Origin of the sequence: Paenibacillus sp. MAEPY2, from assembly GCF_000499205.1 — a bacterium.
GTDB classification, from domain to species: domain Bacteria; phylum Bacillota; class Bacilli; order Paenibacillales; family Paenibacillaceae; genus Paenibacillus; species Paenibacillus vandeheii.
Map to the genome: position 1 here is coordinate 12,712 of NZ_AWUK01000037.1, position 26,349 is coordinate 39,060.

General features: G+C 47.5%; 20 protein-coding genes. 17 read left to right on the forward strand and 3 right to left on the reverse strand.

Annotated features, from left to right (window positions below; all coding sequences use genetic code 11):
* Nucleotides 1-47: 47 nt before the first annotated feature.
* The 5 genes from secD (at nucleotide 48) to P364_RS0126465 (ending at nucleotide 6,233) form a co-directional block, all read left to right on the forward strand.
* A complete protein-coding gene (gene secD / locus P364_RS37015; RefSeq protein WP_024633042.1) occupies nucleotides 48-1,298 on the forward strand; it encodes a protein translocase subunit SecD in 1,251 nt (416 codons plus the stop codon).
* Nucleotides 1,288-2,196, forward strand: coding sequence for a protein translocase subunit SecF (gene secF / locus P364_RS37020; protein WP_024633043.1), 909 nt, complete (start codon nucleotides 1,288-1,290; stop codon nucleotides 2,194-2,196). Before secD ends, secF begins: the two co-directional genes overlap by 11 nt.
* A 74-nt stretch (nucleotides 2,197-2,270) precedes the next feature.
* Nucleotides 2,271-3,236, forward strand: a complete 966-nt coding sequence (locus P364_RS0126455; protein ID WP_024633044.1) for a cation diffusion facilitator family transporter — start codon at nucleotides 2,271-2,273, stop codon at nucleotides 3,234-3,236.
* Nucleotides 3,237-3,275: 39 nt separating this feature from the next.
* Nucleotides 3,276-5,684, forward strand: coding sequence for a single-stranded-DNA-specific exonuclease RecJ (gene recJ, locus P364_RS0126460; protein WP_024633045.1), 2,409 nt, complete (start codon nucleotides 3,276-3,278; stop codon nucleotides 5,682-5,684).
* Nucleotides 5,685-5,720: 36 nt separating this feature from the next.
* The gene (locus P364_RS0126465; RefSeq protein ID WP_024633046.1) at nucleotides 5,721-6,233 is read left to right on the forward strand and encodes an adenine phosphoribosyltransferase; all 513 of its coding nucleotides are present in this window, start codon (nucleotides 5,721-5,723) and stop codon (nucleotides 6,231-6,233) included.
* A gap of 192 nt (nucleotides 6,234-6,425) precedes the next feature.
* Here P364_RS0126465 and uraA read toward each other — a convergent pair whose 3' ends face one another.
* Entirely contained in the window at nucleotides 6,426-7,742 is a 1,317-nt protein-coding gene (uraA, locus tag P364_RS0126470) for a uracil permease (RefSeq protein ID WP_024633047.1), read from the reverse strand.
* A gap of 373 nt (nucleotides 7,743-8,115) precedes the next feature.
* Between uraA and P364_RS0126475 the strand changes: the two genes are divergently transcribed.
* From P364_RS0126475 to P364_RS0126530, 12 genes are all read left to right on the forward strand, one after another.
* Complete coding sequence (locus P364_RS0126475; protein ID WP_024633048.1) at nucleotides 8,116-10,293, forward strand: RelA/SpoT family protein; 2,178 nt, start codon at nucleotides 8,116-8,118, stop codon at nucleotides 10,291-10,293.
* A 12-nt stretch (nucleotides 10,294-10,305) separates the two neighbouring features.
* Nucleotides 10,306-10,767 (forward strand): D-aminoacyl-tRNA deacylase, encoded by a 462-nt coding sequence (gene dtd, locus P364_RS0126480; RefSeq protein ID WP_024633049.1) that lies wholly within the window; start codon nucleotides 10,306-10,308, stop codon nucleotides 10,765-10,767.
* 75 nt (nucleotides 10,768-10,842) lie between these two features.
* Nucleotides 10,843-11,010: a hypothetical protein gene (locus tag P364_RS37650; RefSeq protein ID WP_160319650.1), complete on the forward strand. Its 168-nt coding sequence runs from the start codon at nucleotides 10,843-10,845 to the stop codon at nucleotides 11,008-11,010.
* 304 nt (nucleotides 11,011-11,314) lie between these two features.
* Entirely contained in the window at nucleotides 11,315-11,821 is a 507-nt protein-coding gene (locus tag P364_RS0126490) for a type 1 glutamine amidotransferase domain-containing protein (protein ID WP_024633050.1), read from the forward strand.
* Between the two features lie 112 nt (nucleotides 11,822-11,933).
* A complete protein-coding gene (locus tag P364_RS0126495) occupies nucleotides 11,934-12,380 on the forward strand; it encodes a hypothetical protein (RefSeq protein ID WP_024633051.1) in 447 nt (148 codons plus the stop codon).
* 621 nt (nucleotides 12,381-13,001) lie between these two features.
* Nucleotides 13,002-14,270, forward strand: coding sequence for an SEC-C metal-binding domain-containing protein (locus P364_RS0126500; protein ID WP_024633052.1), 1,269 nt, complete (start codon nucleotides 13,002-13,004; stop codon nucleotides 14,268-14,270).
* Nucleotides 14,271-14,886: 616 nt separating this feature from the next.
* A complete protein-coding gene (gene hisS, locus P364_RS0126505) occupies nucleotides 14,887-16,137 on the forward strand; it encodes a histidine--tRNA ligase (protein ID WP_024633053.1) in 1,251 nt (416 codons plus the stop codon).
* 105 nt (nucleotides 16,138-16,242) lie between these two features.
* On the forward strand, nucleotides 16,243-18,021 hold the full coding sequence (gene aspS / locus P364_RS0126510; protein ID WP_024633054.1) for an aspartate--tRNA ligase: 1,779 nt from the start codon (nucleotides 16,243-16,245) through the stop codon (nucleotides 18,019-18,021).
* An 18-nt stretch (nucleotides 18,022-18,039) separates the two neighbouring features.
* Nucleotides 18,040-18,798 carry a tRNA threonylcarbamoyladenosine dehydratase gene (locus tag P364_RS0126515; RefSeq protein WP_024633055.1) on the forward strand — a complete coding sequence of 253 codons (759 nt, stop codon included), beginning with the start codon at nucleotides 18,040-18,042 and terminating at the stop codon, nucleotides 18,796-18,798.
* A 184-nt stretch (nucleotides 18,799-18,982) separates the two neighbouring features.
* Complete coding sequence (locus tag P364_RS0126520; RefSeq protein ID WP_024633056.1) at nucleotides 18,983-20,281, forward strand: NCS2 family permease; 1,299 nt, start codon at nucleotides 18,983-18,985, stop codon at nucleotides 20,279-20,281.
* A 70-nt stretch (nucleotides 20,282-20,351) separates the two neighbouring features.
* Nucleotides 20,352-22,145 carry an ABC transporter ATP-binding protein gene (locus P364_RS0126525; RefSeq protein ID WP_024633057.1) on the forward strand — a complete coding sequence of 598 codons (1,794 nt, stop codon included), beginning with the start codon at nucleotides 20,352-20,354 and terminating at the stop codon, nucleotides 22,143-22,145.
* Between the two features lie 175 nt (nucleotides 22,146-22,320).
* Nucleotides 22,321-24,507 carry a HelD family protein gene (locus P364_RS0126530; protein ID WP_024633058.1) on the forward strand — a complete coding sequence of 729 codons (2,187 nt, stop codon included), beginning with the start codon at nucleotides 22,321-22,323 and terminating at the stop codon, nucleotides 24,505-24,507.
* 137 nt (nucleotides 24,508-24,644) lie between these two features.
* Here the strand turns inward: P364_RS0126530 and P364_RS0126535 are convergent, their stop codons facing one another.
* The gene (locus tag P364_RS0126535) at nucleotides 24,645-25,547 is read right to left on the reverse strand and encodes a DMT family transporter (protein WP_024633059.1); all 903 of its coding nucleotides are present in this window, start codon (nucleotides 25,545-25,547) and stop codon (nucleotides 24,645-24,647) included.
* A 32-nt stretch (nucleotides 25,548-25,579) separates the two neighbouring features.
* The gene (locus P364_RS0126540) at nucleotides 25,580-26,320 is read right to left on the reverse strand and encodes an SDR family NAD(P)-dependent oxidoreductase (protein WP_024633060.1); all 741 of its coding nucleotides are present in this window, start codon (nucleotides 26,318-26,320) and stop codon (nucleotides 25,580-25,582) included.
* Nucleotides 26,321-26,349: the final 29 nt, after the last annotated feature.

A 26,349-nucleotide genomic window follows, 5' to 3' on the forward strand; every position in this document is an offset into this window, starting at 1 on the left:
ATCGCTATAATAGGAATATTGAGAACGAAAGGGGATCTAGGAACGGCATGAAAAGAATCGTCAGTTTCATTTTGGTCGTGCTTGTGACCGCAGGAGTAATGTTGGGCACAAGTCCAGGGCTGCTCAAAAATATACGCTTGGGCCTTGATTTAAAAGGAGGCTACGAGATCTTATATGAAGCAGAGCCGCTGGAAAAAGGACAAGAAGTCACCAAAGCATCTTTGGTGCAAACAGCAAAAAGTTTGGAGAGCCGTGCCAATGCGCTCGGAACAAGCGAGCCGGAAGTAACAACTGAAGGAACAAACCGGATCCGCTTGAAGCTGGCCGGGGTTACCGACGAGGCTGAGGTCAGAGCCAAAATGAAAGAACCCGCTGTTCTGACATTCCGGAGTAAAGCTCCGAACGACAAAGAAGGCGAGTACTCCAAAATTGAGCTTCGCGGTAATGAGTTTGTCGAAAATGCGGCTAAGGTTGTCTTCACTCAATTAAATGAGCCGATGATCGACATTAAAGTAAAAGATAAAGCCAAATTTTCTGAAATCACAAAACGTTTGATCAATCAACCTTTAGCAATCTATCTGGATGATCAATTGCTTTCAGCACCAGAAGTTAGACAACAATTGACTGATGGGTCTGCTCAAATCTCAGGTTCGTATACTCGTGAAGAAGCGAACCAGCTACGTGATACCATTAACCTGGGTGCATTGCCTTTGAAACTTACGGAGAAGTACTCCCAAAGCGTAGGCGCAACTCTTGGTAAATTGTCACTCGATCAGACGATTAAAGCAGGATTAATCGGTTCCGTGATTATTCTGGTGTTCATGATTGGTCTGTACCGTATTCCGGGGATTATTGCGAGCTTTGCCTTAATCACACACACGTGGCTGGTACTTGCAATCTTCTACTTGGGAGAATTTGTACTTACCCTTCCAGGGATCGCGGCATTTATCCTGGGTATAGGGATGGCCGTGGATGCCAACATCATCACGTATGAGCGGATCAAGGAAGAGATGCGGAGTGGTAAGTCCATATTGTCATCGGTTAGAGCTGGTGGTAAGAGTTCATTCCGTACCATCATTGACTCCAACATTACGACGATCATTGCGGCTTCAGTGATGTTCATCATGGGTACAGGTGCGGTTAAAGGTTTCGCATTGGTACTGATTTTTGACATCGTAACCAGCATTATCACGAATATTTTCTTCTCCCGCTTCCTGTTGACCCTGCTTGTGCGGGCTAACGTGTTGAAGAAGCCTAAGTACTTCGGAGTGAAGGAGAGTGAAATTCGTGCGCTTTAATTGGAATTTTGATTTTGTTAAAGGCAGTAAAATTGCCTATACCTTTTCCATTATTTTGACGATTGCAGGTATCATCAGTATTCTAGCCCTGGGATTGAATTATGCGGTAGATTTCCGCTCAGGTTCAAATGTGGATATTACAGTATCCAAAGCGATCACTACGGAACAAATTAAACCCATTGTTAGTGACCTTGGGATTGACACAAAGGATGTTCATATTACACCTGGTGCTGATCGGGTTAACGTTCGTTTCTCAAACGTACTGGATGAGAATCAGGAAAGCAAGTTTAAGCAAGAGTTCACCAAGCTGGATTCAACAGCTTCGTATGAAGTCAACACGGTAGACCCGGAGATGGCTAAAGAACTTGAACGCAATGCCATATATGCGGTTCTTATCGCAAGTATCGGGATTATGATCTATGTAGCTATCCGATTCGAATGGCGATTTGGTGTGGCTGCTGTTGTTTCGCTCTTCCATGATGCATTTGTAGTTATTAGCGTATTTTCGATCTTCCGACTGGAAGTGAATCTGACCTTCATTACGGCTGTACTAACCATTGTCGGGTTCTCGATCAATGATACAATCGTTATCTTCGACCGAATTCGTGAGAATATGCGTTTTGCTAAAAAGACTACAAAAGCCGATTTGCGTGAAGTAGTCAACCGCAGTTTGGCGCAAACGATGACACGTTCCTTGAATACCACATTCACCGTGTTTATCGCTTCGCTCTGTTTGTTTATTTTTGGTGGGGAATCCATTCGCATGTTCTCACTTGCTATGGTCATCGGAACATTGTTCGGTGCTTATTCTTCGATCTACATCGCCGCTCCATTGTGGCTGGTGCTCAAAGGTAAACAAACAGAGAAACCTAAAGCAGCTGTCAAAGCATCCAACTAAACATTGTATTGTCAAGCCGCGTCTGCCAGGCGCGGTTTTGCAACTTTAGGTAGAGTATTAAGGGGGGCATCGCCATGACCAGAGAACGTTTCCCTTCTGTTCACGCTGCCACGTGGAGCGGGATCGCCGGGAATTTGACACTTGCAGTAATCAAGGCTGGGTTCGGTTATATGGCAAACAGCAAATCGTTGCTTGCAGACGGCCTGCACTCTGCTTCAGAAGCTGCTTCTTCATTGTCCGGCCTCTTTCCCTCGAAGTCTGTACAAACCAAAAGAAAGGCTCGTAGGGAGCGGTCAAAGGAACATTCACGTATCGCGAGACCTGGAATTTCGGTATTATTATCTGTGCTCATCCTTATGGGAGGATTGCAGATTGCTATCTCCGCTTTGGGTAGTCTGTCTGGAGATGAACCAGAGTCGCTAGAGAAGTATACCCATGCACTTGTCGTGGCTTTTGCAGCACTGGCTGTGAAAGAAGCAATCTTTCAATATCAATACAGATATTTCCGTAAACGAAATCAATCGCAGGCTCTGGCGTACGCACAGCAGCATCGTCGGGCACTCTACTGTTCACTTATCGTCTTGGTCGGCATTGTAGGTTCCATGACAGGAGAAACAACGGGGTGGAGCATTCTTCGATATATGGACCCGGCAGCTGCATTAATCGCTTCCTGTTTTGTGCTTCATAAAGGGTACAGAATGATTGTGGATACCGTATATGGTTCGCTTGTTCAGGAATTGGAGCAGGAAGAAGCGCATGACTTCAAAGAAACGGTGCAGCGTGTATATGGCATTATTACAATTGAACATCTGGTCGCACGTGAACAGGAACATGATGTTACGATTGAACTGGTCATTAGTGTGAACCCGAGAATTTCCGTGCTCGAGGCACAGGAGATTGCGAATAGGGCGAAGACACTTCTCCTGACTCGTTTCAGTCATGTTAAAGAAGTACAGATCCAGGCTGTACCATATGATCCTGGATATCCTTATAAATCCAATCATGAACTGCCAGATCCTGAAGCGACATTAATTCAGTAATGGAGCTTGGTCCAGTAGATCAGGAAAGGAGCGTTAACATTGCTTTATTCGCAATACCGGTGGAATACACCGAATATCGATCTAGAGGCGGCTGCGGGACTCTCGCAGGCGCTTTCCGTTTCATCACTTGTTGGACGTTTGCTGGTCAGTCGGGGGGTTCATAATGAATTAGAGGCGGAACAGTTTCTGCATCCTGATCTGAATCAGATGCATGATCCTTATCTGCTTCTAGGCATGAAAGAAGCTGTGCCTCGAATCCAGCAGGCCATTGAGCGTGAAGAACATATTTTAATATATGGGGACTATGACGCGGATGGAGTATCGAGCACATCCCTGATGATTCATCTGATGCGTTATCTCGGTGCTTCCTACGATATTTATATCCCTCATCGTTCCAATGAAGGCTACGGGTTACACAATCATGCCTTGGATTGGGCTCATCAACAAGGCGTCACGCTGGTTATCACGGTAGATACCGGAATCAGTGCGGTAGAGCAGATTGCCTATGCTTCAACACTGGGCATGGAAGTTATTGTGACGGATCATCATGAACCGCCTGAAGTTTTGCCTGAGGCTTATACGCTTATTAATCCCAAGCTTCCGGACTGTCCTTATCCTTTTAAAGGGTTAGCTGGTGCGGGTGTAGCATTGAAGCTGGCTCAGGCATTGATCGGTGAAGTGCCTGGAGAATGGATGGAGATTGCCGCGATCGGTACGGTTGCCGACTTGATGCCTTTGGAAGGCGAGAATCGGGTTATCGTCAGTTATGGCATTGAATCCATGCGAGGTACGCGTCTGCCTGGTGTAAGTGCTCTGCTTGAAATTAGTGGTGTGGATCAAAGTCAGGTCACCTCAATTAATATTGCCTTTGCAATGGCTCCGCGTATTAATGCAAGCGGACGTCTGGATCATGCTGGCAGAGCCGTATCGCTTCTCACAACCGAGAATCTGGATGAGGCTCACACTCTGGCAGGTCAACTGGACTTGCTGAATCGTGAAAGGCAGCAGGTTGTTGAGGGCATACTTCTGGAAGCGACAGCCCAGTTGGAACAGAAAATTCAGCTTAACTCCGGAGCAGTGCCGGATGTCATCGTTTTGGCGGGAGAAGGCTGGAATGTTGGAGTCGTAGGTATTGTGGCTTCCAAGTTACTTGAACGGTATTATCGGCCAACGCTTATCCTTGGAATCGACCCGGAGAGCGGCGCTTGTAAAGGCTCAGCACGCTCCATAGAGGGCCTGGACATCTATGAGGCATTAACGGCTTGTAAACACACGATGGATCATTATGGTGGTCATCCAGCTGCAGCAGGTATGAGCCTCCATCGTGATCAGCTTAAAGAGCTGGAAGACGGACTGAATGAGTTTGCGGCATCTGTGCTGACGGAGGAGGACTTTGTTCCCCATCGTCTTGCGGATGATGAGTGCAGAATCAGTGATGTGCCATTGCAGGTCATTCAAGAGATCGACAGACTCCAGCCATTTGGCATGAGTAATCCTTCTCCTCGGTTTGTTTTGCGCAATGTGACTGTAAAAGAAACACGGACGATGGGACGCGAAAAACGCCATCTGAAATTGGTTTTGGAGCAGGACGGGCAGCAGCTGGAGACGGTCGCTTTTGGTAAGGGAGCATTGGCTGATTTTCTGCCACCAGGCACCATTATTGATGTTATGGGTGAGTTGTCCGTCAATGAGTGGAACGGGATGAGAAAACCACAATTGATGCTTCAGGACATTCAAGTGCCACATGCGCAAGTTTTTGATTTGCGAGGCAGTACGGAGCCTTTGAACGCAATGAAGCAGTTCTTGAGCTCGCTTGAAGTCCATTTACGATACAAGTCAGGCTCTATTGGTGCCATCGTACGGAAAGAAACGAATGTTTCCGAGGGAAATTCATTGTATGAACCGTGCCTTTGGGTATATGATAGAAAGGTCGGGTTGTTTCCGTGCAATGCTGCCGCGCAGCATTATGGGCAGGAACAGGTCCGGACGTTATTTGTGTTTGATACGCCGGAAACCCCGGAACAACTTGATGCAATGCTGGCCTTATTCAGCGGAGCCGAGAATATCATCCTTCTGCACGGATCAGGCAATCGCCGAGATCGCCTTCAGATGCCTTCCAGAGAACTCTTCAAGCGTATTTATATGCTGGTGTCCAAATGGAGAGCTGAACCGGTGGAGGAACAAGAGATCACTCCTGTGCTCAGTCGTCAGTGTGGTTGTACACCGCGTATGATTACAATGATGTTGGATGTATTTGAAGAGTTATCGTTCATTACCCGAGAAGATGGAAAGATTATGTTTGTGGATAACCCGCCCAAGCGTGAGCTAACCGCCTCGCGTCACTATCAGGCGCTGGAAAGTATGGCCGAGACAGAGCAGGTGATGCTGGATGCATCTACCCCTCAACTGACACAATGGATGATATCCCGGATGAAGGGCGTATCTTAGATAGAAGTTGTGCATTTATTTTAGGAGGAGATTATTTTGGATTTTAAAGATTATATTCGTGTCATTCCTGACTTTCCACAACCGGGAATCAGCTTCAAAGACATTACGACATTGTTGAAGGATGGAGAAATGTACCGCAAGGCGATCAATGAGCTGAAAGTAATGGTTTCGGATCTCAAAATTGACGTTATTGCCGGACCTGAAGCACGTGGATTCGTTGTGGGCGCTCCTCTGGCGTACGCTCTGGGTGTCGGTTTTGCTCCGATTCGTAAAAGCGGAAAATTGCCTGGAGAGACGATCGAAGTCGGTTATGATCTTGAATATGGCAAGGATACGCTTGCTATGCATACAGATGCGATCGAAAAAGGACAAAATGTTCTGATTGCGGATGATCTGCTGGCGACAGGCGGAACGATTGCTACCTCCATTAACCTGATTGAACAATTGGGTGGCAAGATTGTAGGTGCAGCATTCCTGATTGAGCTGTCTGATTTGAATGGACGTGCAAAATTGCCGGGAATTGATGTATTTACATTGATGAACTACTAGAATTCCAGCATTCATTGCTGTTAAATCACGTGAACTGGATCTCCCGTTTCCCGGGAAATAATATACAGCATTAACTATTTGCAAAAAGCCTGTCCCTCAACCTGTAAAGGTGTGAGAGCAGGCTTTTTGCGTTGTACGATGTATAAAATGAAGATGAATAAACATGGTTCGTTCAGATCAGTCGGCAAGAAATCAATCCGGCGTTTTCTCGGTTAAAGGCTGTTTCTCCGTTTGATCATTCGACCAACCCAGTACTTCAAATAATTTAAACAACAAGCTCAGCACAATTCCGACGATGGTTGCCAGAGCCATTCCCTTGAGATGTATACCATAAAACGTGATCTCAGTACCACTGAGTCCGATGACGAGTACAAGGGTGGTTAACAACAGGTTGGTCGGTTTGGCAAAATCCACTTTCTGTTCGACCAGAATACGCAAACCGGATGCTGCAATAACTCCGAACAGAAGCAAAGATACACCACCCATAACCGGAACGGGAATGTTAGCTATAAGTGCCGAGAACGTACCTGAGAACGAAAGCACAATGGCAATGACAGCTGCGCCGCCAATAACATAGGTGGAATAAACTCTTGTAAGAGCCATAACTCCAATATTCTCACCATACGTTGTATTCGGTGTGGACCCAACGAAACCGGAAAGAATGGTTGAAACGCCGTTTCCGAGCAGGGAGCGATGCAGACCCGGGTCCTTGGACAGATCTTTGCCCACAATGCTGCTCGTTACAAGCAGATGTCCGATGTGCTCAACAATGACAACAAGGGCGACAGGCAAAATGGTGAAGATGACAGACCAGTCAAATGTCGGTGTTGTTACGGTAGGCAGTGAGATAAAGTCAGCGTTCGCTATATTCTCGGTTTGCACCTCACCCATAAAGTATCCAAGCACGTAACCGGATACAATCCCGATTAGAATGTGAATGATCTTAGGGAACCCACGGAAGGTTACTGCACCAATAACAGTGATCCCAAGAGTAACCATGGCTAAAATAATAGGTTTGGCCTGAGGTACCCAGTCGGGGTTCTCAGCAGGGTTTGAATTGATTAGACCAGCCATTCCGGCTGCCACAGGAACAAGCTCGAGACCGATTAGGGCAACAATGGCACCCATAACCGCTGGCGGGAATACCACGTTAATCCAGCCTGTTCCGGTATATTTAATGGTAAGAGCTACGAGACAGAATACAACTCCCGTTACGATGAACGCTCCAAGCGCCATGGAGTAACCGTTATCGGGGTGTTCGAGTAATACAAATGACACGGGTGCAATAAAAGCAAAGCTTGATCCAAGATAGGCGGGAATCTTTCCTTTACACATGAGTATGTACAACAATGTTCCAATACCGTTCATAAGCAAGATCATACTTGGATCGACACCGAACAGGTTCGGCACGAGCACGGTACTGCCAAACATGGCGAACAAATGCTGGAGACTCAGCAGGGAGCCTGAGCCAAGCGGCATTTTTTGATTAACCTGAATTTCACGTTGCAATGAATGTTCATCTCCTTTTTCCGAAACACAAATCTTCAATATAGTACAGAGTTTCTCTTCATTTAGCAATAACATTTTTCGCTGAGCATTGAAAGCTCTATTTATTTTTACAATCTATCCTTCTATTTCGGTAAATAACGGTAATAATATATGGTAATTGAGGATGACCTCGAAGCCCTGTGGAGGACTGGGCAAGCTCTTTCGGGAATGATGCATCACGTATAAAAAAATTGGATATATGCTCTTATTCGTCAGTAGTTGACGGGAAACGGGCGAAGCGTCATAATTATAGGAAATTACTTTTACGGGGAACCTGTGTTGATATTATGTCACGGGTTCCATTTTGTATAGAAAGGACACGGAACAGATCAGAATGGGCATAGAGCAATTACTCGAGAAGGCCGGGGCATATATCAAAGAACCCGATCTGGTGCGCATACGTGAAGCTTACGAATTTGCTGATCAGGCCCACCATGGACAGACGCGAAAATCGGGAGAACCGTATATTCTGCATCCGCTTGCGGTTGCCGATATTGTTGTAAACATGCAGATGGACACCATCTCCATAATTGCAGCGCTTCTTCATGATGTAGTAGAAGATACTACGGTTTCACTTGAAGAAATCCGCAATCATTTCGGCAATACGTGTGCCATGCTTGTTGACGGCTTGACGAAGCTGGAACGTATTCAGTTCCGCTCCAAGGAAGAACAGCAGAACGAGAACTACCGCAAAATGTTCATCGCCATGGCGCAGGACATCCGTGTCATCGTGATCAAATTGGCTGACCGTCTGCATAATATGCGGACACTCAAGTTTCAGTCGGAAGAAAGCCAACGCCGGATTTCATATGAAACGTTGGAGATTTTCTGTCCGATTGCGAACCGTCTGGGTATATCTGCGATCAAATGGGAAATGGAGGACATCGCCCTCCGTTATTTGAATCCGCAGCAATATTACCGAATCGCAAACCTGATGCACAAAAAACGTGCGGAACGTGAGCAATATATAGATACGGTTATGGACGGCATTACGAGCAAGCTGGATGAGATGGGAATTCAGGCAGACCTGTCGGGTCGTCCTAAGCACATCTACAGCGTGTTCAAAAAAATGACTACGAAAAACAAACAGTTTAACGAGATTTATGATCTGCTTGCGATTCGTATTATTGTGGATAACATCAAGGATTGTTATGCTACGCTCGGAATTATACACACGTTATGGAAACCGATGCCTGGACGTTTCAAGGACTATATTGCGATGCCGAAGGCGAATATGTATCAATCGCTGCATACCACGGTTGTAGGTCCCAACGGTGAACCGACTGAAGTTCAGATTCGGACATGGGATATGCATCGCACTGCTGAATTCGGGATTGCTGCCCACTGGGCCTACAAAGAAGGCGCTGCGAACGGAAATAATTTTGAAGATAAAATTACGTTCTTCCGCGAGATTCTTGAACTTCAAAATGAAGCACAGGATGCGTCTGAATTTGTAGAATCACTCAAAATGGATTTCTTCTCCGATCTGGTGTTTGTATTCACGCCAAAAGGTGAAGTTATCGAATTGCCTACCGGATCTGTTCCATTGGATTTTGCGTACAGAATCCATACAGAGGTGGGTAATCGGACGATTGGTGCGAAAGTAAATGGTCGTATCGTTCCGCTTGATTATCATCTCAAAACGGGCGACATCATTGAAATTTTGACATCCAAACATTCTTACGGACCGAGCCAGGACTGGCTTAAAATTGCAAAATCCTCTCACGCACGAGCGAAGATCAAGCAATGGTTCAAGAAGGAACGGCGCGAAGAAAACGTTGAAAAGGGACGAGACAGTTGCGAACGTGAACTTAAGCGCATGGGGCTTGATCCATCTGCCTGGATGACGGACGATAAGTTGCAGGAAGCAGCTAAAAAGTATGCCTTCAATGATATTGAGGATATGCTCGCAGCGGTTGGATTCGGTGGCATTACGGCTGCTCAGATTGTGACCAAAGCAACGGAGAAACTCCGCAAGGAGCAGGAAGAATCCAGCTTGCTGGAACTGAATTCCGAGATGCGAGAGCTGAAGCCTGCACCTGAACGCAAAAACCGTCCGACCAATGGCATTCGTGTCAAAGGCATAGACAATTTGCTTGTTCGTTTTGCGCGCTGCTGTAACCCTGTACCAGGGGATGCTATTATCGGGTATGTTACACGTGGGCGCGGGGTTTCCGTGCATCGCAGTGACTGTCCAAATATTCCGTCCAGTACGGATGGAGAAGAAGCAGCTCGCGTCATTGAAGTCGAGTGGGAAGAGAACATTGAAGCCAACTACAGTGTGGATATTGAGATTACGGGCCATGATCGCAATGGTTTACTCAATGAAGTGCTTCAAGCTGTTTCCGAAAGTAAAACCAATATATCTGCCGTCACCGGACGTACAGATAAAAATAAATTAGCATTGGTGCACGTCACAATTCTGATACGTAATACGGAGCATCTGCATTCGGTTGTGGAACGAATCAAACGGGTGAAAGATGTCTATTCTGTGCATCGGATTATGCAGTAAGGAGCCTGTAAGATGAGGGTGCTTGTACAACGCTGTAAAGAGGCTCAGGTGACCGTTGGGGACGAGCTGACGGGAAGAATTGAATCCGGATTGATGTTACTCGTGGGCATTACACATGAGGACACAGAGAAGGATGCCATATATTTGGCAGACAAAATTGCTGGACTTCGAATCTTTGAGGATGAGCAGGAAAAGATGAATCTCAGTTTGATGGATGTGGGCGGGGCTGTATTATCTGTCTCACAATTTACATTGTACGGGGATTGTCGCAAAGGGAAACGCCCAAGCTTTGCAGCGGCAGCCAGACCTGAAGCGGCAGAATTGTTGTATGAAACATTTAATCAGCTGTTACGGGATAAAGGAATTCAGGTGGAAACCGGGCGTTTCGGTGCGATGATGGATGTGACTTTTACCAATTGGGGACCCGTGACTTTAATGCTCGAAAGCCCTATTCGTCAAGAGGCACATGCATAATTGATTGGGGAACAGGCCATAATGAGGGATAATTCGGTTTATAACATAAGATGATCAAAGGAGTACCCCACCCTTATGCGCCAATCCGTCAAGGAAACCCGTTCCCGAATAGAACCTTTGCTTCTACCTGGAAACCTGTATGAGTCCCTGAAGCTTGCCCGCGCTGCTGCCGAATGTGCAACAACAATTTGGGCCCTTCAGGATTCGGATAAAGGGGAGCAGAGCCGTCTTCCGCGTGACTGAGTGCGGACAGTATTCGATTAAATATTTAGGTAACAAAAGCGAAAAAGTTTTGATTCGATCATCGAATCAAGGCTTTTTTTGTTAGGAAGCTTAATCATTTCGGAGTTGGAGTGTTTAATCAAAGTCAAAATAATACAGGTTCGTCTTGTTATAAATGACTCTGGTTAGGGTAATAACAGAACGAGGCACGATGGCGTGCCAGGTTCAGTGTTTATTACGGGCAATGAACAAGAAATGTAGAATATAAGTTTCTGCGATTACCCGATTTCAAGAAATTTCGAACACGGAAAGGAGAACATACGTTATGAGTAAAGTTGCTTTTTTATTGGCGAATGATTTTGAAGATTCGGAAATGCAGGTACCATATGATGAGGTGAAAAAAGCCGGACACGATGTGGAAATTATCGGCTTGAAAGCAGGAGAGACACTGAAGGGTAAAGGTGGTAAAGCCTCCTACACTTCAGACAAAGCGATTTCCGAAGTCTCTGCTTCCGATTATGATGCGGTTGTGATTCCAGGGGGATCTTCTCCAGAGAATCTACGTACAGATGCGCACATTCTGAAATTCGTGACGGAGATCAACAGTGCGAAGAAACCAATCGCTGCGATTTGTCACGGTCCTCAAATTTTGGCGTCTGCCAATCTGTTGAAAGGTCGGACAATTACGTCCTATCCACCGCTCAAGGATGACATGGTGAACGCGGGAGCAGAATTTAAGGACCATGAAGCTGTTGTAGACGGCAACTATATTACTTCCCGAACACCTGCCGATGAGCCAGCATTTGTCCGCGAGCTGCTAAAAGTTATTTAATGATATGGAGTCAGATAACTATCCGTTAAAAATGATTACGTTATAGGGTGGAACTGGAAGCTTCTAAATTTAGGTTTCATCCAGCATTTATTCCGATAAAGGAGGGTTTGACATGACAAAACATATTCAGGCGTATTTTCGGACCGAGGACGAGGCGGAGGGAGCAAGAACTTCACTTCAGACGTTCCGTACTGAGCATTTGGAAGTAGGGCAACTGGACAGTGCAGTTGGCAGAGACAAGCGGATTATGGTACCTCTGGTGCCTTATAACACAGCAGGTGGCGTAGGAACCAATGGAGCTATGGGTGTGGGTGCAGCACCCGGGGTTCCCGCTAGTGAAAATGTAATTCCGGTCGTCAGTAATGTGGATCGCGATACCGAGAGAGGTTCCCGTGATAATGTCAATGAAGATGGCGACCTGTTGGATGCTGCGGATGTGTCCTCGGCTGATTATGATGATCTGCATTATGTTTTGTCTGCCAAAGTAAGGGATGAAGATTATGAGGAAATCGTTCATAAACTTCGCTCTAACCAAGCTTATGTGGAAGAATTGAATTAACATGTAAAAGAGAGCCCTTGCAAGGCCTGGATTCGTGTCAGGAGCCTTTGCAGGGGCTTTTATTATGTAGAAAAAAATGAATTATAAAGCGCTGTCATTTTTGTAATATTACTGTAATATTAGTTACATAAGCCTTTAACATAGCCCGTTTATAATAACACACATGACCCCCTTTTTTTATATATCCTTTGAGCCTGCACACCGTGTGCAGGTTTTTTTTTTGAGATGAAAATGTATATGTTTGGGGCGAAGCTTACCCCGTATTTAAATTTTTGATAGAATAGAGAGATGGATTTAAACATTTTAAAGCGAATTGTTTTCATAGTTAGGCAACATTGGTCGGTAAATGAAGCTTCTAGCGATTGGGCTCAGGCGAATCCAATCCTAATCCTATGATAGAGATTGTGAGTAATTCATCGCCAGAGTGATCCGTCATATTCCAGATGAACATATACTCGCTGAAACGGCCCTCGCCCTTATATAAGAGCGGGGCAGCCGTTTCTGCTTATGGAAATTGACAAGTTATATAGAATGCCTCGTTTGAGAAATGAAACCTATAATGCTAAAGCAACAGTGTTCTCATGCGAAATGGCTAGTGAAAGATTTAAGGGGGAATTAGTTTTGAGTAAGGTTGGAAGAAATGATGTATGCCCATGCGGAAGCGGGAAAAAATATAAGAAATGCTGTCTGGACAAGGAGCCCTCTGCGGTAGAATCCGTACTGCGGCTGATATCAACCGAGCAGCCTGTCCAGGAAGCCTCGATTCAGCCTGAGAGCAAACTGACCTTGACCAAGCTGAAAAAGATGGTAGCGCAAGAACTGAAATGGGCGCATCCGGCTCACGAACAGCTGGCCCTGCAGCTTATTGAGGACATGAGGAACCAATACGAGCGGGAGTTGATTTTGGAAGCTCTGGTGCTATGGAATGGATATTCCCGTCAGACCCGCCCTACTGTGAAGAAGACAGGCTCGTTCTGTGCCGCAATCGAGTATCTGCTGTCCGAGGAATACGGCTTCAATGTTTCGAAGGATGAGCTGGCCGTTAAATATGAGGTAACGACAGCAACGATCTCCCGAAAGGTTAGGGAGATGTTCAATTACATCGAAGAATATGGCATGGGCGGCGAAACGGACGAGCTGATGATTCTGAACAGCCCAGGTACAGCGAAGGACAAAGCGCAGGCTCTGCTGTATAAGGCCATGGAAGCCAGTTCTTCCAAACGCAGAATACAGCTGGCGGAAACAGCGCTGGAGATGTATTCTGACAGCTCTGATGCGTATCTTATTCTGGCTGAGGAATCGGACAATGAGTCTGATGCACGGGCTTACCTCAAGGCTGGAATCGCTGCTGGCGAACGCGAACTGGGCGAACTGTTTTTTGAGAAGAACAAGGGGGACTTCTGGGGGCTTCATGAGACTCGTCCATATATCCGGATATGCAAAAGCTACGCCGAATCCTGCTGGTTTGGCGGAGATGCCGAAGAAGCGGCACAAATCCTGGAGCATATTTTGGAGCTTAATACGGAAGACAATACCGGAGCGCGTTACCTGCTCGCTGCTGTGTATTTGTACAGCAACCAATTGAAGCAGGCAGAGCAACTGCTGGAGAAGTATGGGAAAGGTGACGCCGCAGCCGCCTTTGCCTATGACCAGATCATTCTGGAGTATAAGAAGAACGGAATCACCTCCCAGCTCAAAATGCTGTACCGTGTGGCCCGGGGCGTGAACAAGCATGTGCCTGATTATCTGCTGGGTTTGAAGCGGCTGCCGCATAACCTCCCTGATTTTGTCGGAATGGGGGATTCCGACGAAGCGATTGAATATGTCATTATGCACTCCCGTCTATGGGCGAATGTGCCGGATCTGGTGAAGTGGATGCTGAAACAATAGAGATATAAGAAGGCAACAGAAGTTGGAATTTATTTGATGAAATCCAGCTTCTGTTAGCTTGATATCTATGGACCCCGCATCCCGTACGGCGTGTGAGAATTTTTTTAGTGCTATCTTTTTGTGTTAGCCCTTGACTTTAGCACTGCGGTTCATTACAATCAGGAAATAAATTAACTTTAAACGTTATATAATAACTATAGGTGTTATTCAATAATATAACTGATGATTTGATGACGGGACCAAGTACTCCGTGCCCACATGAACAGAGAGGAATCCCCTGGCTGTAAGGATTCTCTTGATGAGCGGACGAATGACTTCCCCGAGAACAGACGGCGAACACATTAGATTTATATCTGATGATCATTAGCCGGCCTGCGCAGGGCGTGCGTTATACGTAGAGCGGAATGATCTGTGTTTTGATCGGATTGCCTGGAGCAACCCTACATCATCACACGATCACCTGAACGGCGAAAGTGTCAGGGATTCCGGAATGTGGGTGGTACCACGGGTGAATGTGTAAACACAATCCCTCGTCCCTTTGTTTGCTGTTTATACAGCGACAGGGAGAGGGATTTTTTTGTTATACAGAGAAAAATAGATGCTGGAGGGATGAAAGATGGCTTTTCAAAAACCGACTGGAACGCAGGACTTGCTGCCTGGTGTTGTCGAAAAGTGGCAGTTCGTAGAGGAAAAAGCGCGTGATCTGTGTCGCCGTTTTAATTACCGCGAGATTCGCACACCGATCTTCGAACAGACTTCTTTATTTGTACGAGGCGTTGGGGAAACAACCGATATTGTTGAGAAAGAAATGTACACCTTCAATGATAAAGGGGACCGCAGCATGACCCTTCGACCGGAGGGTACAGCGGGGGTTGTCCGCGCTTATGTGGAAAATAAAATCTATGGCGAACCGGATGTGAGCAAGCTTTATTACATCGGTCCGATGTTCCGGTACGAACGTCCGCAAGCAGGTCGCCAGCGTCAGTTCCACCAGTTCGGCGTAGAAGCCATCGGAGCCCTTGATCCAGCGATCGATGCTGAAGTCATTGCACTTGGGTATCAACTGTGTGTAGAACTGGGATTGAAAGATGTCAAAGTCGAAATCAACTCGGTCGGTAACCCAACCAGCCGTGCGGAATATCGCGAAAAATTGCTTGGATTCCTCAGACCAATGAAAGACAGTCTGTGCAAGGACTGCCAATCCCGGATGGAACGTAATCCGCTGCGTGTGCTCGACTGCAAAGTCGATCAGGACAAGTTCGTAGGGGCACCGTCCATCTTGGATAGTCTGGATGAAGAGTCCTTGAACCACTTTGCCAAGCTGAAAGAGTATCTGGATGACTTTGGCGTAGATTACGCGGTGAACAATCGTCTGGTACGCGGACTGGATTACTACACCTTGACTGCTTTTGAATTGAAGGCCCAAGGTATTGGCGCAATTGATACGGTCGGCGGTGGCGGCAGATACAACGGTCTCGTTGGAGATATCGGTGGACCTGATCAGCCTGGTATTGGTTTCGGTATCGGTCTGGAGCGTATTCAACTGATTCTGGAACACCAGAACATTGATGTAAGTTCCCTTGCCCCACTCGATGTATATTTTGTTGCTCTTGGTGAAGCAGCCGATCGTGAAGTCAATCGTCAGCTGTTCAAGCTCCGTCAATCCGGACTGTCCGGTGAACGCGACTATCTCGGTCGCAAGATGAAAGCACAGATGAAATCTGCCGACCGATTCAAAGCCCGTTACACTGCCATTCTTGGTGATGATGAACTGGAGCGCGGCGAGATTGCCCTGAAGTCCATGGATACAGGTGAACAACAAACGGTGAAGCTGGATGATCTTGTTGCCACGGTAAGTGGAAAGTAAGCATTAACACCATTTGAATAAAGTTGTCTTCACGCAACCGCACTGTTGAAAAGCGGGCTCTGCCCGCCCATACAGAACGGAAATTCACATATGAGGAGTTTGGTTATGAAAAGAAGTCATCATTGCGGCGCGTTAACACCCGCATACATCGGTGAAACTGTAACATTGAACGGCTGGGTACAGACCCGCCGTGACCTAGGGGGCGTACTGTTTATCGATCTGCGTGACCGCAGCGGAATTGTACAGGTTGTTTTCAACCCGGCATACTCTGGCGAAGCATTGCAAATCGCTGACAGAGTACGGAGCGAGTATGTTATCGCGGTAACGGGTAAAGTCGTTAAACGTGACGAAGAGACCGTAAACAAAAACCTGCCTACAGGCGAAATTGAAGTCCAAATTACGGAGATTGAAGTGCTGAACGCTGCTAAAACACCTCCATTCTTCATCGAAGATGGTGTGGAAGTCGACGAGTCCCTTCGATTGAAGTATCGTTACCTGGACCTGCGTCGTCCGGAAATGTTCGAAACATTGAAATTGCGTTCCAAAGCATCCAAAGTGTTCCGTGATTATCTGGATGGAGAAGAATTTGTTGAAGTAGAAACACCAATCCTGACGAAGAGCTCCCCGGAAGGTGCGCGTGACTATCTCGTACCAAGCCGTGTGCATGAAGGTGAATTCTTCGCCCTGCCGCAATCACCGCAAATTTACAAACAATTGCTGATGGTTGGCGGACTTGAGCGTTACTATCAGATCGCCCGTTGTTTCCGTGATGAAGATTTGCGTGCAGACCGTCAACCGGAATTCACCCAAGTCGACATCGAGACTTCCTTCCTGCAACAGGATGACCTGCTGCCAATGATGGAAGAGCTGATGGCCAAATTGCTGCGTGAGACGAAAGGTATTGAGCTGGAACTGCCTTTCCAACGGATTACGTATGCAGATGCCATGGGTAAATACGGTTCGGACAAACCGGATCTGCGTTTTGGCATGGAACTGGTTGAAATGAACGATATCGTAGCAAACAGTGGTGTGAAAGTATTTGCTTCTGTCATTGAAAAAGGTGGAGAAGTGAAAGTTCTGAATGCTAAAGGCTGTGGCACATGGAGTCGTAAAGAAATCGATGACCTCGGTCCATTCGCAGCGCGTTACGGCGCAAAAGGTTTGGCATGGATTCAAGTGAAAGACGGCGAGTTCAAAGGACCAATCGTGAAGTTCTTTACACCGGAAGAGATCGAAGCAGTTAAAGAACGTACTGGCGCTGAAGAAGGCGACTTGCTGCTCTTCTCTGCTGACACCAAAAAAGTGGTTGCAGATGTACTGGGCGCGCTTCGTCTGAAAATCGGTCGTCAACTGGGTCTGATCGATGACAGCAAATTCAAATTTGCATGGGTTGTCGACTTCCCATTGCTCGGGTACGATGAAGATGCCAAACGTTATGTAGCAGAACACCACCCATTCACACGTCCTAAAGACGAAGATGTACATCTGTTTGACACAGATCCGGGTGCGATTCGCGCTCAAGCCTATGACCTTGTTCTGAATGGTTATGAAGTGGGCGGCGGTTCAATGCGTATCTATAAACGTGATGTTCAGGAAAAAATGTTCGCTGCCCTGGGACTCTCTCCGGAAGTAGCCAACGAGAAATTCGGTTATCTGCTCGAAGCATTCGAATACGGAACGCCACCACACGGCGGAATCGCTTTTGGTCTCGACCGTCTGGTGATGCTGCTGGCAGGACGTACGAATCTGCGTGAAACGATTGCCTTCCCGAAAACGGCAAGTGCAACGGATCTGCTCATGAATGCACCTTCTGAAGTGGATAACTCCCAATTGGAACAACTTCACATCCGTGTAGCCCGTAAACCGGTGGCGGAAAAGAAATAAAGGAGGCATCGATTCTCAATGCTCCATCAATTTTCAAGAACAGAACTGGCAATCGGACCTGAAGGTCTGAACGCCTTGAAAAATAGTACAGTAGCTGTGCTCGGCATCGGCGGTGTGGGTGGTATTGCAGTGGAAGCCCTCGCTCGCAGCGGTGTTGGCCGTATCATTCTGATTGATAAAGACGTGGTGGACATCACGAACATCAATCGTCAGATTCATGCTTTGACAACGACCGTGGGTCAGAAAAAAGCAGATTTGATGGTGGAGCGGGTGAAGCTCATCAATCCAGAGTGTGACGCCATTGCACTGAATATGTTTTACACGGAAGAGACGTATGAGGAATTGTTCAAGTATGAGCTGGATTATGTGCTGGATGCTTCCGACACGATCATTTACAAAATCCACCTCATCAAGGAATGCCTCAAACGGAAGATTCCGGTCATTTCCAGCATGGGTGCGGCAAACAAAATGGACCCGACAAAATTCCAGGTTGCGGATATTTCGAAAACGACCATGGACCCCATTGCTCGTGTTGTCCGTACGACACTTCGCAAAGACGGTATTAAAAAAGGTGTAAAAGTGGTCTTTTCAACCGAAAAGCCGCTCAAACCACGCGAAGATGTAACACAGAAAATTGTACCTGAAAATGCGCCGGAAATTCGCAAGGCCAAACAGCCGCCAGCGAGTAACGCCTTTGTTCCTCCGGTAGCCGGACTGATCATGGTCAGTGTTGCTGTCAAGGAACTGATTGAAATTGCAGAGAACAAGCAGCAGTAATTTGCTGTAAGGGAAAAGCGTAGATGCCGACAAGGTGTCTGCGCTTTTTTGCATACGCAAAACCCTAACCAATGTCAGGGTTACGTGATGTACTTCGATCCCAAAACCGTGTATGATATGTGGTGCTGCGCGAAATGATGATAACTACATAGAGAAACGGCAGTGAGAGAGGGGAACGGAACGAATGAAACAAGGATGGATGGCCAGACGACTTGGCCTGGAGCCGGGAGACCAGTGGAAGAAGGAAATTATGGCGGGGGCCATTTCCTATTTTGCCGTGGTGTATATCGTGATGGTCAATGCAACAATTCTGGCGGATGCCGGAATGCCGCTGCAGGCAGCTATGGTGGGCACACTTCTGACGTCCATTGCAGGTTGTTTGCTGATGGCATTTGGCGGTAAATCACCGATTATCGTTGTACCTGGCATGGGCATCAATGCATTTTTCACTTACACACTCGTACATTCGATGAAATTGAGCTGGCAGGAAGCCTTGGCGGTTGTATCGGTCACAGGTGTGCTATTTTCGGTCGTGACGTTTACATCGTTATATAAAATGATCAGTGATGCCATTCCCAAAAACCTGCAGCATGGCATCACAGTGGGAATCGGTCTATTTCTGACGTTTATCGGTTTGCAAAAAAGCGGAATCGTCATCGCACATCAGACGACGTTTGTAGCCATTGGGCATTTTAACGACCCTGGAGTAATTACTGCTTGTGTTACACTTGTGCTTGCATTGATTCTATTTATACGAAATGTACAGGGTGGGCTTCTGATCAGTATTCTGGCGGGAACAGGACTGGCTTATGTGCTGGGGGCCGTAAAACCGGGTGACCCCGTGTCTGCCGCAGAAGCATTGCATCAATATGGCGGTTTGTTCGCTGAGCTTTCCTTCGCAAATCTGGTGGACTTGTCGTTCTGGATTGCTGTATTTCTGTTGCTGCTGATTGTTGTATTTGAAAATATCGGCCTGATTACGGCCCAGACCCATTTGATTGGTCGCCCCGAAAGATTTAAAGGCAGCTTGCGAGCCCTGTCAATTTCGAATATTTTTGCCGGGATCTTTGGAAGCAGCCCTACTGTAGCTGCGGCTGAGACAACAGCCGGTATAGCTGCAGGCGGGCGCTCAGGCTTGACTCCACTGGTTACCGCAGTGCTATTCGGTGCAACATTCTTCTTTATTCCACTGCTGGGTTATATCCCGGACAGTGCCATCGCTCCCATTTTGATCATTATAGGCGGATTGATGGTACAGGATGTGAAGGACATGGATTTCCGTGATTTTACGGAGGCTTTCCCGGCTTTTCTGATCATGGTCATGATTCCATTTACATATAGCATCGTCGACGGTATGGCATTTGGATTCATTGCGTATCCCGTAGCGAAGCTGGCGGTGGGTCAGGGTAAGCAGGTGCCTAAAGTCATGTATGGCATTGCCATTCTGTTTTTGGCCAATTTTGTTCTGCACGGGATATTGTAAAAGATAGGAAACGTTATGTTAACTCATACGTATGATCTCTGGTGAACATCGGGAGAACGGGGGAACGTGAATGGAAGAGCAACAACAAGCGGGTCAAGCTGAACCGAAAGTAGGGAAAAAAGGATTCAGGGATTTTGTGAAGCTGATTGCTGCCACAAATCCACCGAAGCTTATTTTGATTATAGCGTTAATCCTGACACTCATTCAGACGACAGCGGGCCTGATTGTCCCGCTGATGACCAAAGGCCTGATTGATGGGCTGACGATGTCCGCGCTGAACAAGTCCGTTATTTTTCTGCTGCTGGGAGCATTCGTTATTCAGGCCATTGCTTCAGGCATCAGCATCTACATGTTGAACTATGCAGGCCAGCGCGTGGTTGCGACATTGCGGACGAAGCTGTGGAACAAAGTATTATCCTTGCCAATGCCATATTTCGACCGAAATCGTACGGGTGATACGATGAGTCGAATCACGAATGATACGAGTCAGATTATGACGCTAATTGCGGATTATCTCGTTTCTTTTGTATCCAATATCGTTGCGGTTGTGGGCGGGGTAGCGTTGCTTTTCTATCTGGATTGGGTCATGTCACTTATTATCCTGAGTCTTGTCCCGCTCACGCTGCTGATTCTGTTACCTGTCGGACGTAAAATGTACAAAATCTCCAAAAAGCAGCAGGACGAAATGGCGGGCCTTACTTCCGTGCTCAGCCAAGTCATTGGCGAGATTCGTTTGGTGAAAGCTTATGGTACGGAGAAACAGGAGGCAGAAGCAGGCGATTCCCGCATTGGCAAGATGTTTGCTTTTGGACTACAGGAAGCTCGGATCTTGGCGTTGATCGGTCCGCTCTTTACATTTGTCATGACGGCTGTACTGGTTGTTATTCTGGGTGTTGGCGGCATGCGGGTGGCTTCGGGATTGCTGTCTCCGGGGGAACTGGTTGCCTTCATTCTGCTGTTGTTCCAGGTCATTATGCCGATGGGGCAATTTACGACACTGTATTCACGTTTGCAAAAGGTTGTCGGTGCGACAGAACGCATTCAGGCTATTCTGGCTCATGAAGAAGAACCGCGTCATAGCACAGCAATTGCTCCCAAGGGCAATGAGACGATTACATTTAACAACCTGCACTTCTCTTATGTAACAGGGGAAGAGGTACTGCATGGGATTAATCTGACCGTTCCTGCCCGTAAAGTGACGGCTATTGTAGGCCCAAGCGGCAGCGGGAAATCAACGCTGTTCTCTCTGTTGGAGCAGTTCTATCTTCCGGGGTCGGGCAGTATATCATATGGTGGACAAGCCATCACGGATTATTCGTTGGCTTCCTGGCGCAGCAAGATTGGATATGTTTCTCAGGAAAGCCCGCTGATGGCAGGTACAATTAAGGAAAATATGACATACGGACTGGGCCGTGAGGCAAGTATGGACGAAATTCGACATGCGGCAGAGATGGCGTACTCCTCTGCTTTTATTGATAAGCTGCCTCAGGGCTATGATACGGAAGTGGGAGAACGCGGGATTAAGCTCTCCGGTGGCCAACGCCAACGGATCGCTATCGCTCGTGCACTGCTGCGCAGCCCTGATATTCTGATGCTGGATGAAGCGACGTCCAGTCTGGACAGCACTTCTGAACATGAAGTGCAGCAAGCCCTGTCCAATCTGATGGAAGGACGAACCACGGTTGTCATTGCGCATCGATTGTCAACCGTTGTCGACTCTGATCAGATTGTTGTTCTGGAACAGGGCCATGTGACGGGAACCGGAACACATGCGGAGCTGATCAGCAACCATCCGGTATACCGTGAGTTGGCTCAGAAGCAGTTTGTGGCACAGGATGGTAAGTCGGATTTGGAGTCAGAGTAATGAAAAGAGTGACCGTTGTTCATCTGTTCTTTGCGAACAGGAGCAGCGGTTTCTTTCATTTTGCTATCGGGGTTACTGTAGCTTTTTGTACATCAATATGATATAGTGGGTATCCTTTTGTGTCGTCAGTGATTGGCTATGCAGAACAAACATATTCTTAGGAGGTAACTGAAACATGTCAGACAGCTTTCAAAGTGCCTATCAAGAAGAAGAGTACAGGTTAGAGCGAACGATGAAGGAAGTGGACAGCCAGCTGGAACGGCTGCACAATATTCCGGTGTACACCGGCCACGACTTCACAGAACAAGTGCTGGAAGCCGGACGCGAAGAGCGCCGCACCGCCTTGTCCAAGAGCGCGCAGCAACCCTATTTCGGACGCTTGGATTTCGAAGAAGAGGGCAGTGGTGCACGGAAACCTCTGTATATTGGCAAAATCGGCGTAGACCGCGAAGAGGTGGGAGAGCATCCGCTCGTCATCGATTGGCGTGCTCCTGTGGCAAGCCTGTTTTACTCATTTACCGGAGGGGAAGCCTCCGCAACGTATGAAGCCCCGGAGGGACTCATTGAGGGCCTGGTTTATCTAAAACGAAACGTGGTCATTCGGCAGCGTATATTGGAACGTGTGGCAGATACGTACAATCGGGACAGCGACCAGCCAGCCGTATCGGATGAATTCCTCGTGTATCGATTGGGAGAGAACAAGGACAACAAGCTCCGCGATATCGTTTCTACCATTCAGGCTGAGCAGGATCAGATTATTCGTGCGGCAAGAAACACCGCATTGATCATTCAGGGTGTGGCCGGTTCTGGAAAAACAACCGTGGCCCTGCATCGACTTGCCTTCCTGCTGTATCAATACAAGGAGCAGGTATCTGCGGAGAAGATGGTTATTTTTGCACCCAACCACATGTTCTTGGATTACATATCAGATGTACTTCCAGAGCTCGGTGTAGGGGATATTCAGCAGCGTACATTCCCGGATTGGGCAATGAACCTGCTGGGACTGGACCAGCCTTTGGCGGATACGTCGGAGACATTGAACACCTGGTTTGAAACCCCGGATGCACGTCCTGAACTCAATGATGATGTGCCTGGGCGGTATAAAGGCTCGATCCGATTCATGGAATTAATTCGCGAGTGGCTGTCCGGGATGGAAGAGGAGTCCGTACCCGATATGGACTTCAGTCCATGGGATGGTGCGGTGCTCCGTAAAGCCGAGATTGAGAACTGGTTCGGGGAAGAGTACAAACATTATCCGCTGGCGAAACGGAAAGAGCGGGTCATGGCGCGTATTCACCGCTGGATTGAGATGGAGCTCAAGAAGCCTTCGCCGGAAGCCGTTCGCAAAGAGCGTAAAAAGAAAGCGGCAACCCGTGAGAAAGCCTACGCCAAAAAATGGCCTCAATATGAACCGCTTACGCTGTACAAACAGCTGTTCAAGGTCGTTAAAGGTGGCTCGGTACCTGCCTCGCTGAGCGCTCTTATCCCCAAATTGGTGATGAAGCAAACGGCAGCAGATCTGAAGCAGGATATTATCCGTGAAGAGGATTTGCCTGCATTGGTGTACATCCATACCTTGGTTCATGATATTGAAGGCTCAGAGCGGTTCGATCACATCGTCATTGATGAAGCACAAGACTTTTCTCCTTTTCATGTGGCATTATTGGATCAGTTCGTCAAAGGGCATTCCTTCACCATACTGGGCGATCTGTCCCAAGGTATTCATGAGTACCGTGGTGTTCATGCGTGGGACGAGATGAGTTCGCTGTTCCCCGAGGAACAGAATGCTTATTTTGCATTGACCCGGAGTTATCGCTCGACAATGGAAATTATAGATTATGCCAATACGATTCTGGAGCGGGGCGTCAAAAGCGGGATTACGGCGATTCCTGTATTCCGGAGTGGTGATCCTGTACGGACATTGTCCTATGGGGAAAAAGGACGTACAGCAAGCCTCGAACAGGCTTTGAAGCTGTTAACGGTCAAAGACTATCGCACCGTCTCCATTCTGACCCGTACCCTGCATGAGGCAAAGGAGCTTCATCATGAACTCCAGGAAGCAGGCTGGGAGCTGAACTTGATTGACGGCGGCAAAAAACAGTACACAGGTGGACACTCCGTTTTACCTGTCTATTTGTCAAAAGGGTTGGAGTTTGATGCCGTTATCGTAGCGGACGCGGATGAGAAACACTATTTGCCTAATGCGGGTGATGCGAAGCTGTTATACGTTGGCTGTACACGGGCATTGCACGAACTGTGGTTATTCCACGAGGGCCCATTGCCTGACTATGCTGCTGCAACTCACAATTTGGAAGGCGAGTCCGTTGCCATTCATGGTTGGCCTGACAGCGAGTCAGAGTGAATTCTTGTTTGTTGAACATCGTATTCATATGAAAAGAGCATGGCGCTGTTCAAGCACCATGCTCTTTTGTACGTTCACAGCAGAGGTGTGTTATTCACGAAAGTATTTGCAATCAGGTAGCTGATCTTATACGGGGGTTAACTTGCAGGTGTTCGTTGGGTCAAACCCGGTTTATCCAAGGTTGAATTATGCCTGTTGGGATGACGGTTAACCAGGAAAATGCCCAGACAGATCATTACTCCACCTGCACCGACGATCCAGCCGACATGCTCTTCCAGCAAGACAAAGCTCGACAGCAGTCCAAACAGCGGTGCCAGAAAAAGAAAGGAACTGGTTTTGGCCGGATCTGTGTTTTGCAGTAGATAAAACCAAAGTGTGAACTGAATGATGGAACAGAAAATCGTCAGCCATACCAGGACAACGATAGACGTTGTATTCACGATAAAATGAGGCTGCTCTGTAAAAACGCTCAGTAAGAGCAGTACGACGCCTCCAGCGAGCATTTGATAAGCGGTAAGCACAAATGTATCATGAGCTGTTCCCCAGCGCTTAATAAGCAACGTGGATACAGCAAAGGATATAGCCCCGGCAAACCCAATCCACGTCCCAGGACTCAAGCTCAGATGGAATCCAAAGGTTAACGCCACTCCGACAAATCCGAGAATCACACCGGTCCATTGGCTAAAACGATAGGACACACCGTATAATGCAGCACTCAGGAGGATGACAAGCAAGGGATTTGTAAACGTGATAATGGCGGACTCTCCCGAACTGATCCAGTTCATGCTGTAATAAGCACAGCCCATCACGCCCGCCGACTGGAACAAACCGATTACGCCGATTTGCATCCATTGTTTCCACCCCACAGGCATGGGGCGTTTTCTGATGATCCAGGCAAGTAATGCTCCTGCCAATATATAGCGAAGTCCCATTAACAAAAAGGGAGGAGCATACATCATACCGATTTTGCCTACAGGAAACGAGGTTCCCATGATGAGAGTGGTTACGATGATCAGGAACGTATATTTTAGAGGCTTCATCAGGTTTCCTTCCTCCCTTTGGTTTCCCGTGCTCATAACGTCTGACCGCTATCTACTGTAATCCATTGTCCGGTCATGGACGGTTGCTCCAGCGCGGTGCATATCATATGTGCGATGTCTTCGCTTGCGGCTATTCGCTGTAACAATAACGTACCACCCAGACGATTCATCTGTTCTTCCTTTCCTGCCCACCAGCGGGTCGCAACTGCACCCGGAATGATGGCGTTAACCCGTATATCGGGAGAAAGCGCATGTGCTAATGATTTCGTTAACCCATGTACTGCTGCTTTGGAAACGGCGTAGGGAAGGGAGGACCCTGATCCTGTGCTGCCAGCTATGCTGCCGAGGTTAACGATTGCGCCTTGGCCAACCTGCTGCATTCCCTTCGCTACAGCCCGTGCGGTGTAAAACATGCCTTTAACATTGACGTCATATAGTTCATTCCATATGTCATCTGTTACAGCTTCCAGATCTTTCATGGGGATATGATGCGTGATACTGGCGTTATTTACGAGTGCAGTTACAGGTCCAACTTGTTCAGTGACAGAGGCCACCATCTGGCGAACCTCGACATCGGAACCCACATTGGCCCGAATGGCAAAAGCATGGCCACCCGCATCCAGAATATGTTGAACTGTCTCTTCAGCCTCATCCTGGGAACGGGAGTAATTGACGGCAACGGTAGCTCCACGATTAGCTAGCAATATACTGGCAGCTCGACCTATGCCCGTACCCCCTCCAGTAACCAAAGCTACGGTGTTCTTCCAGTTCATCATCCTTAACACTCCTTAAGTGAACTCAG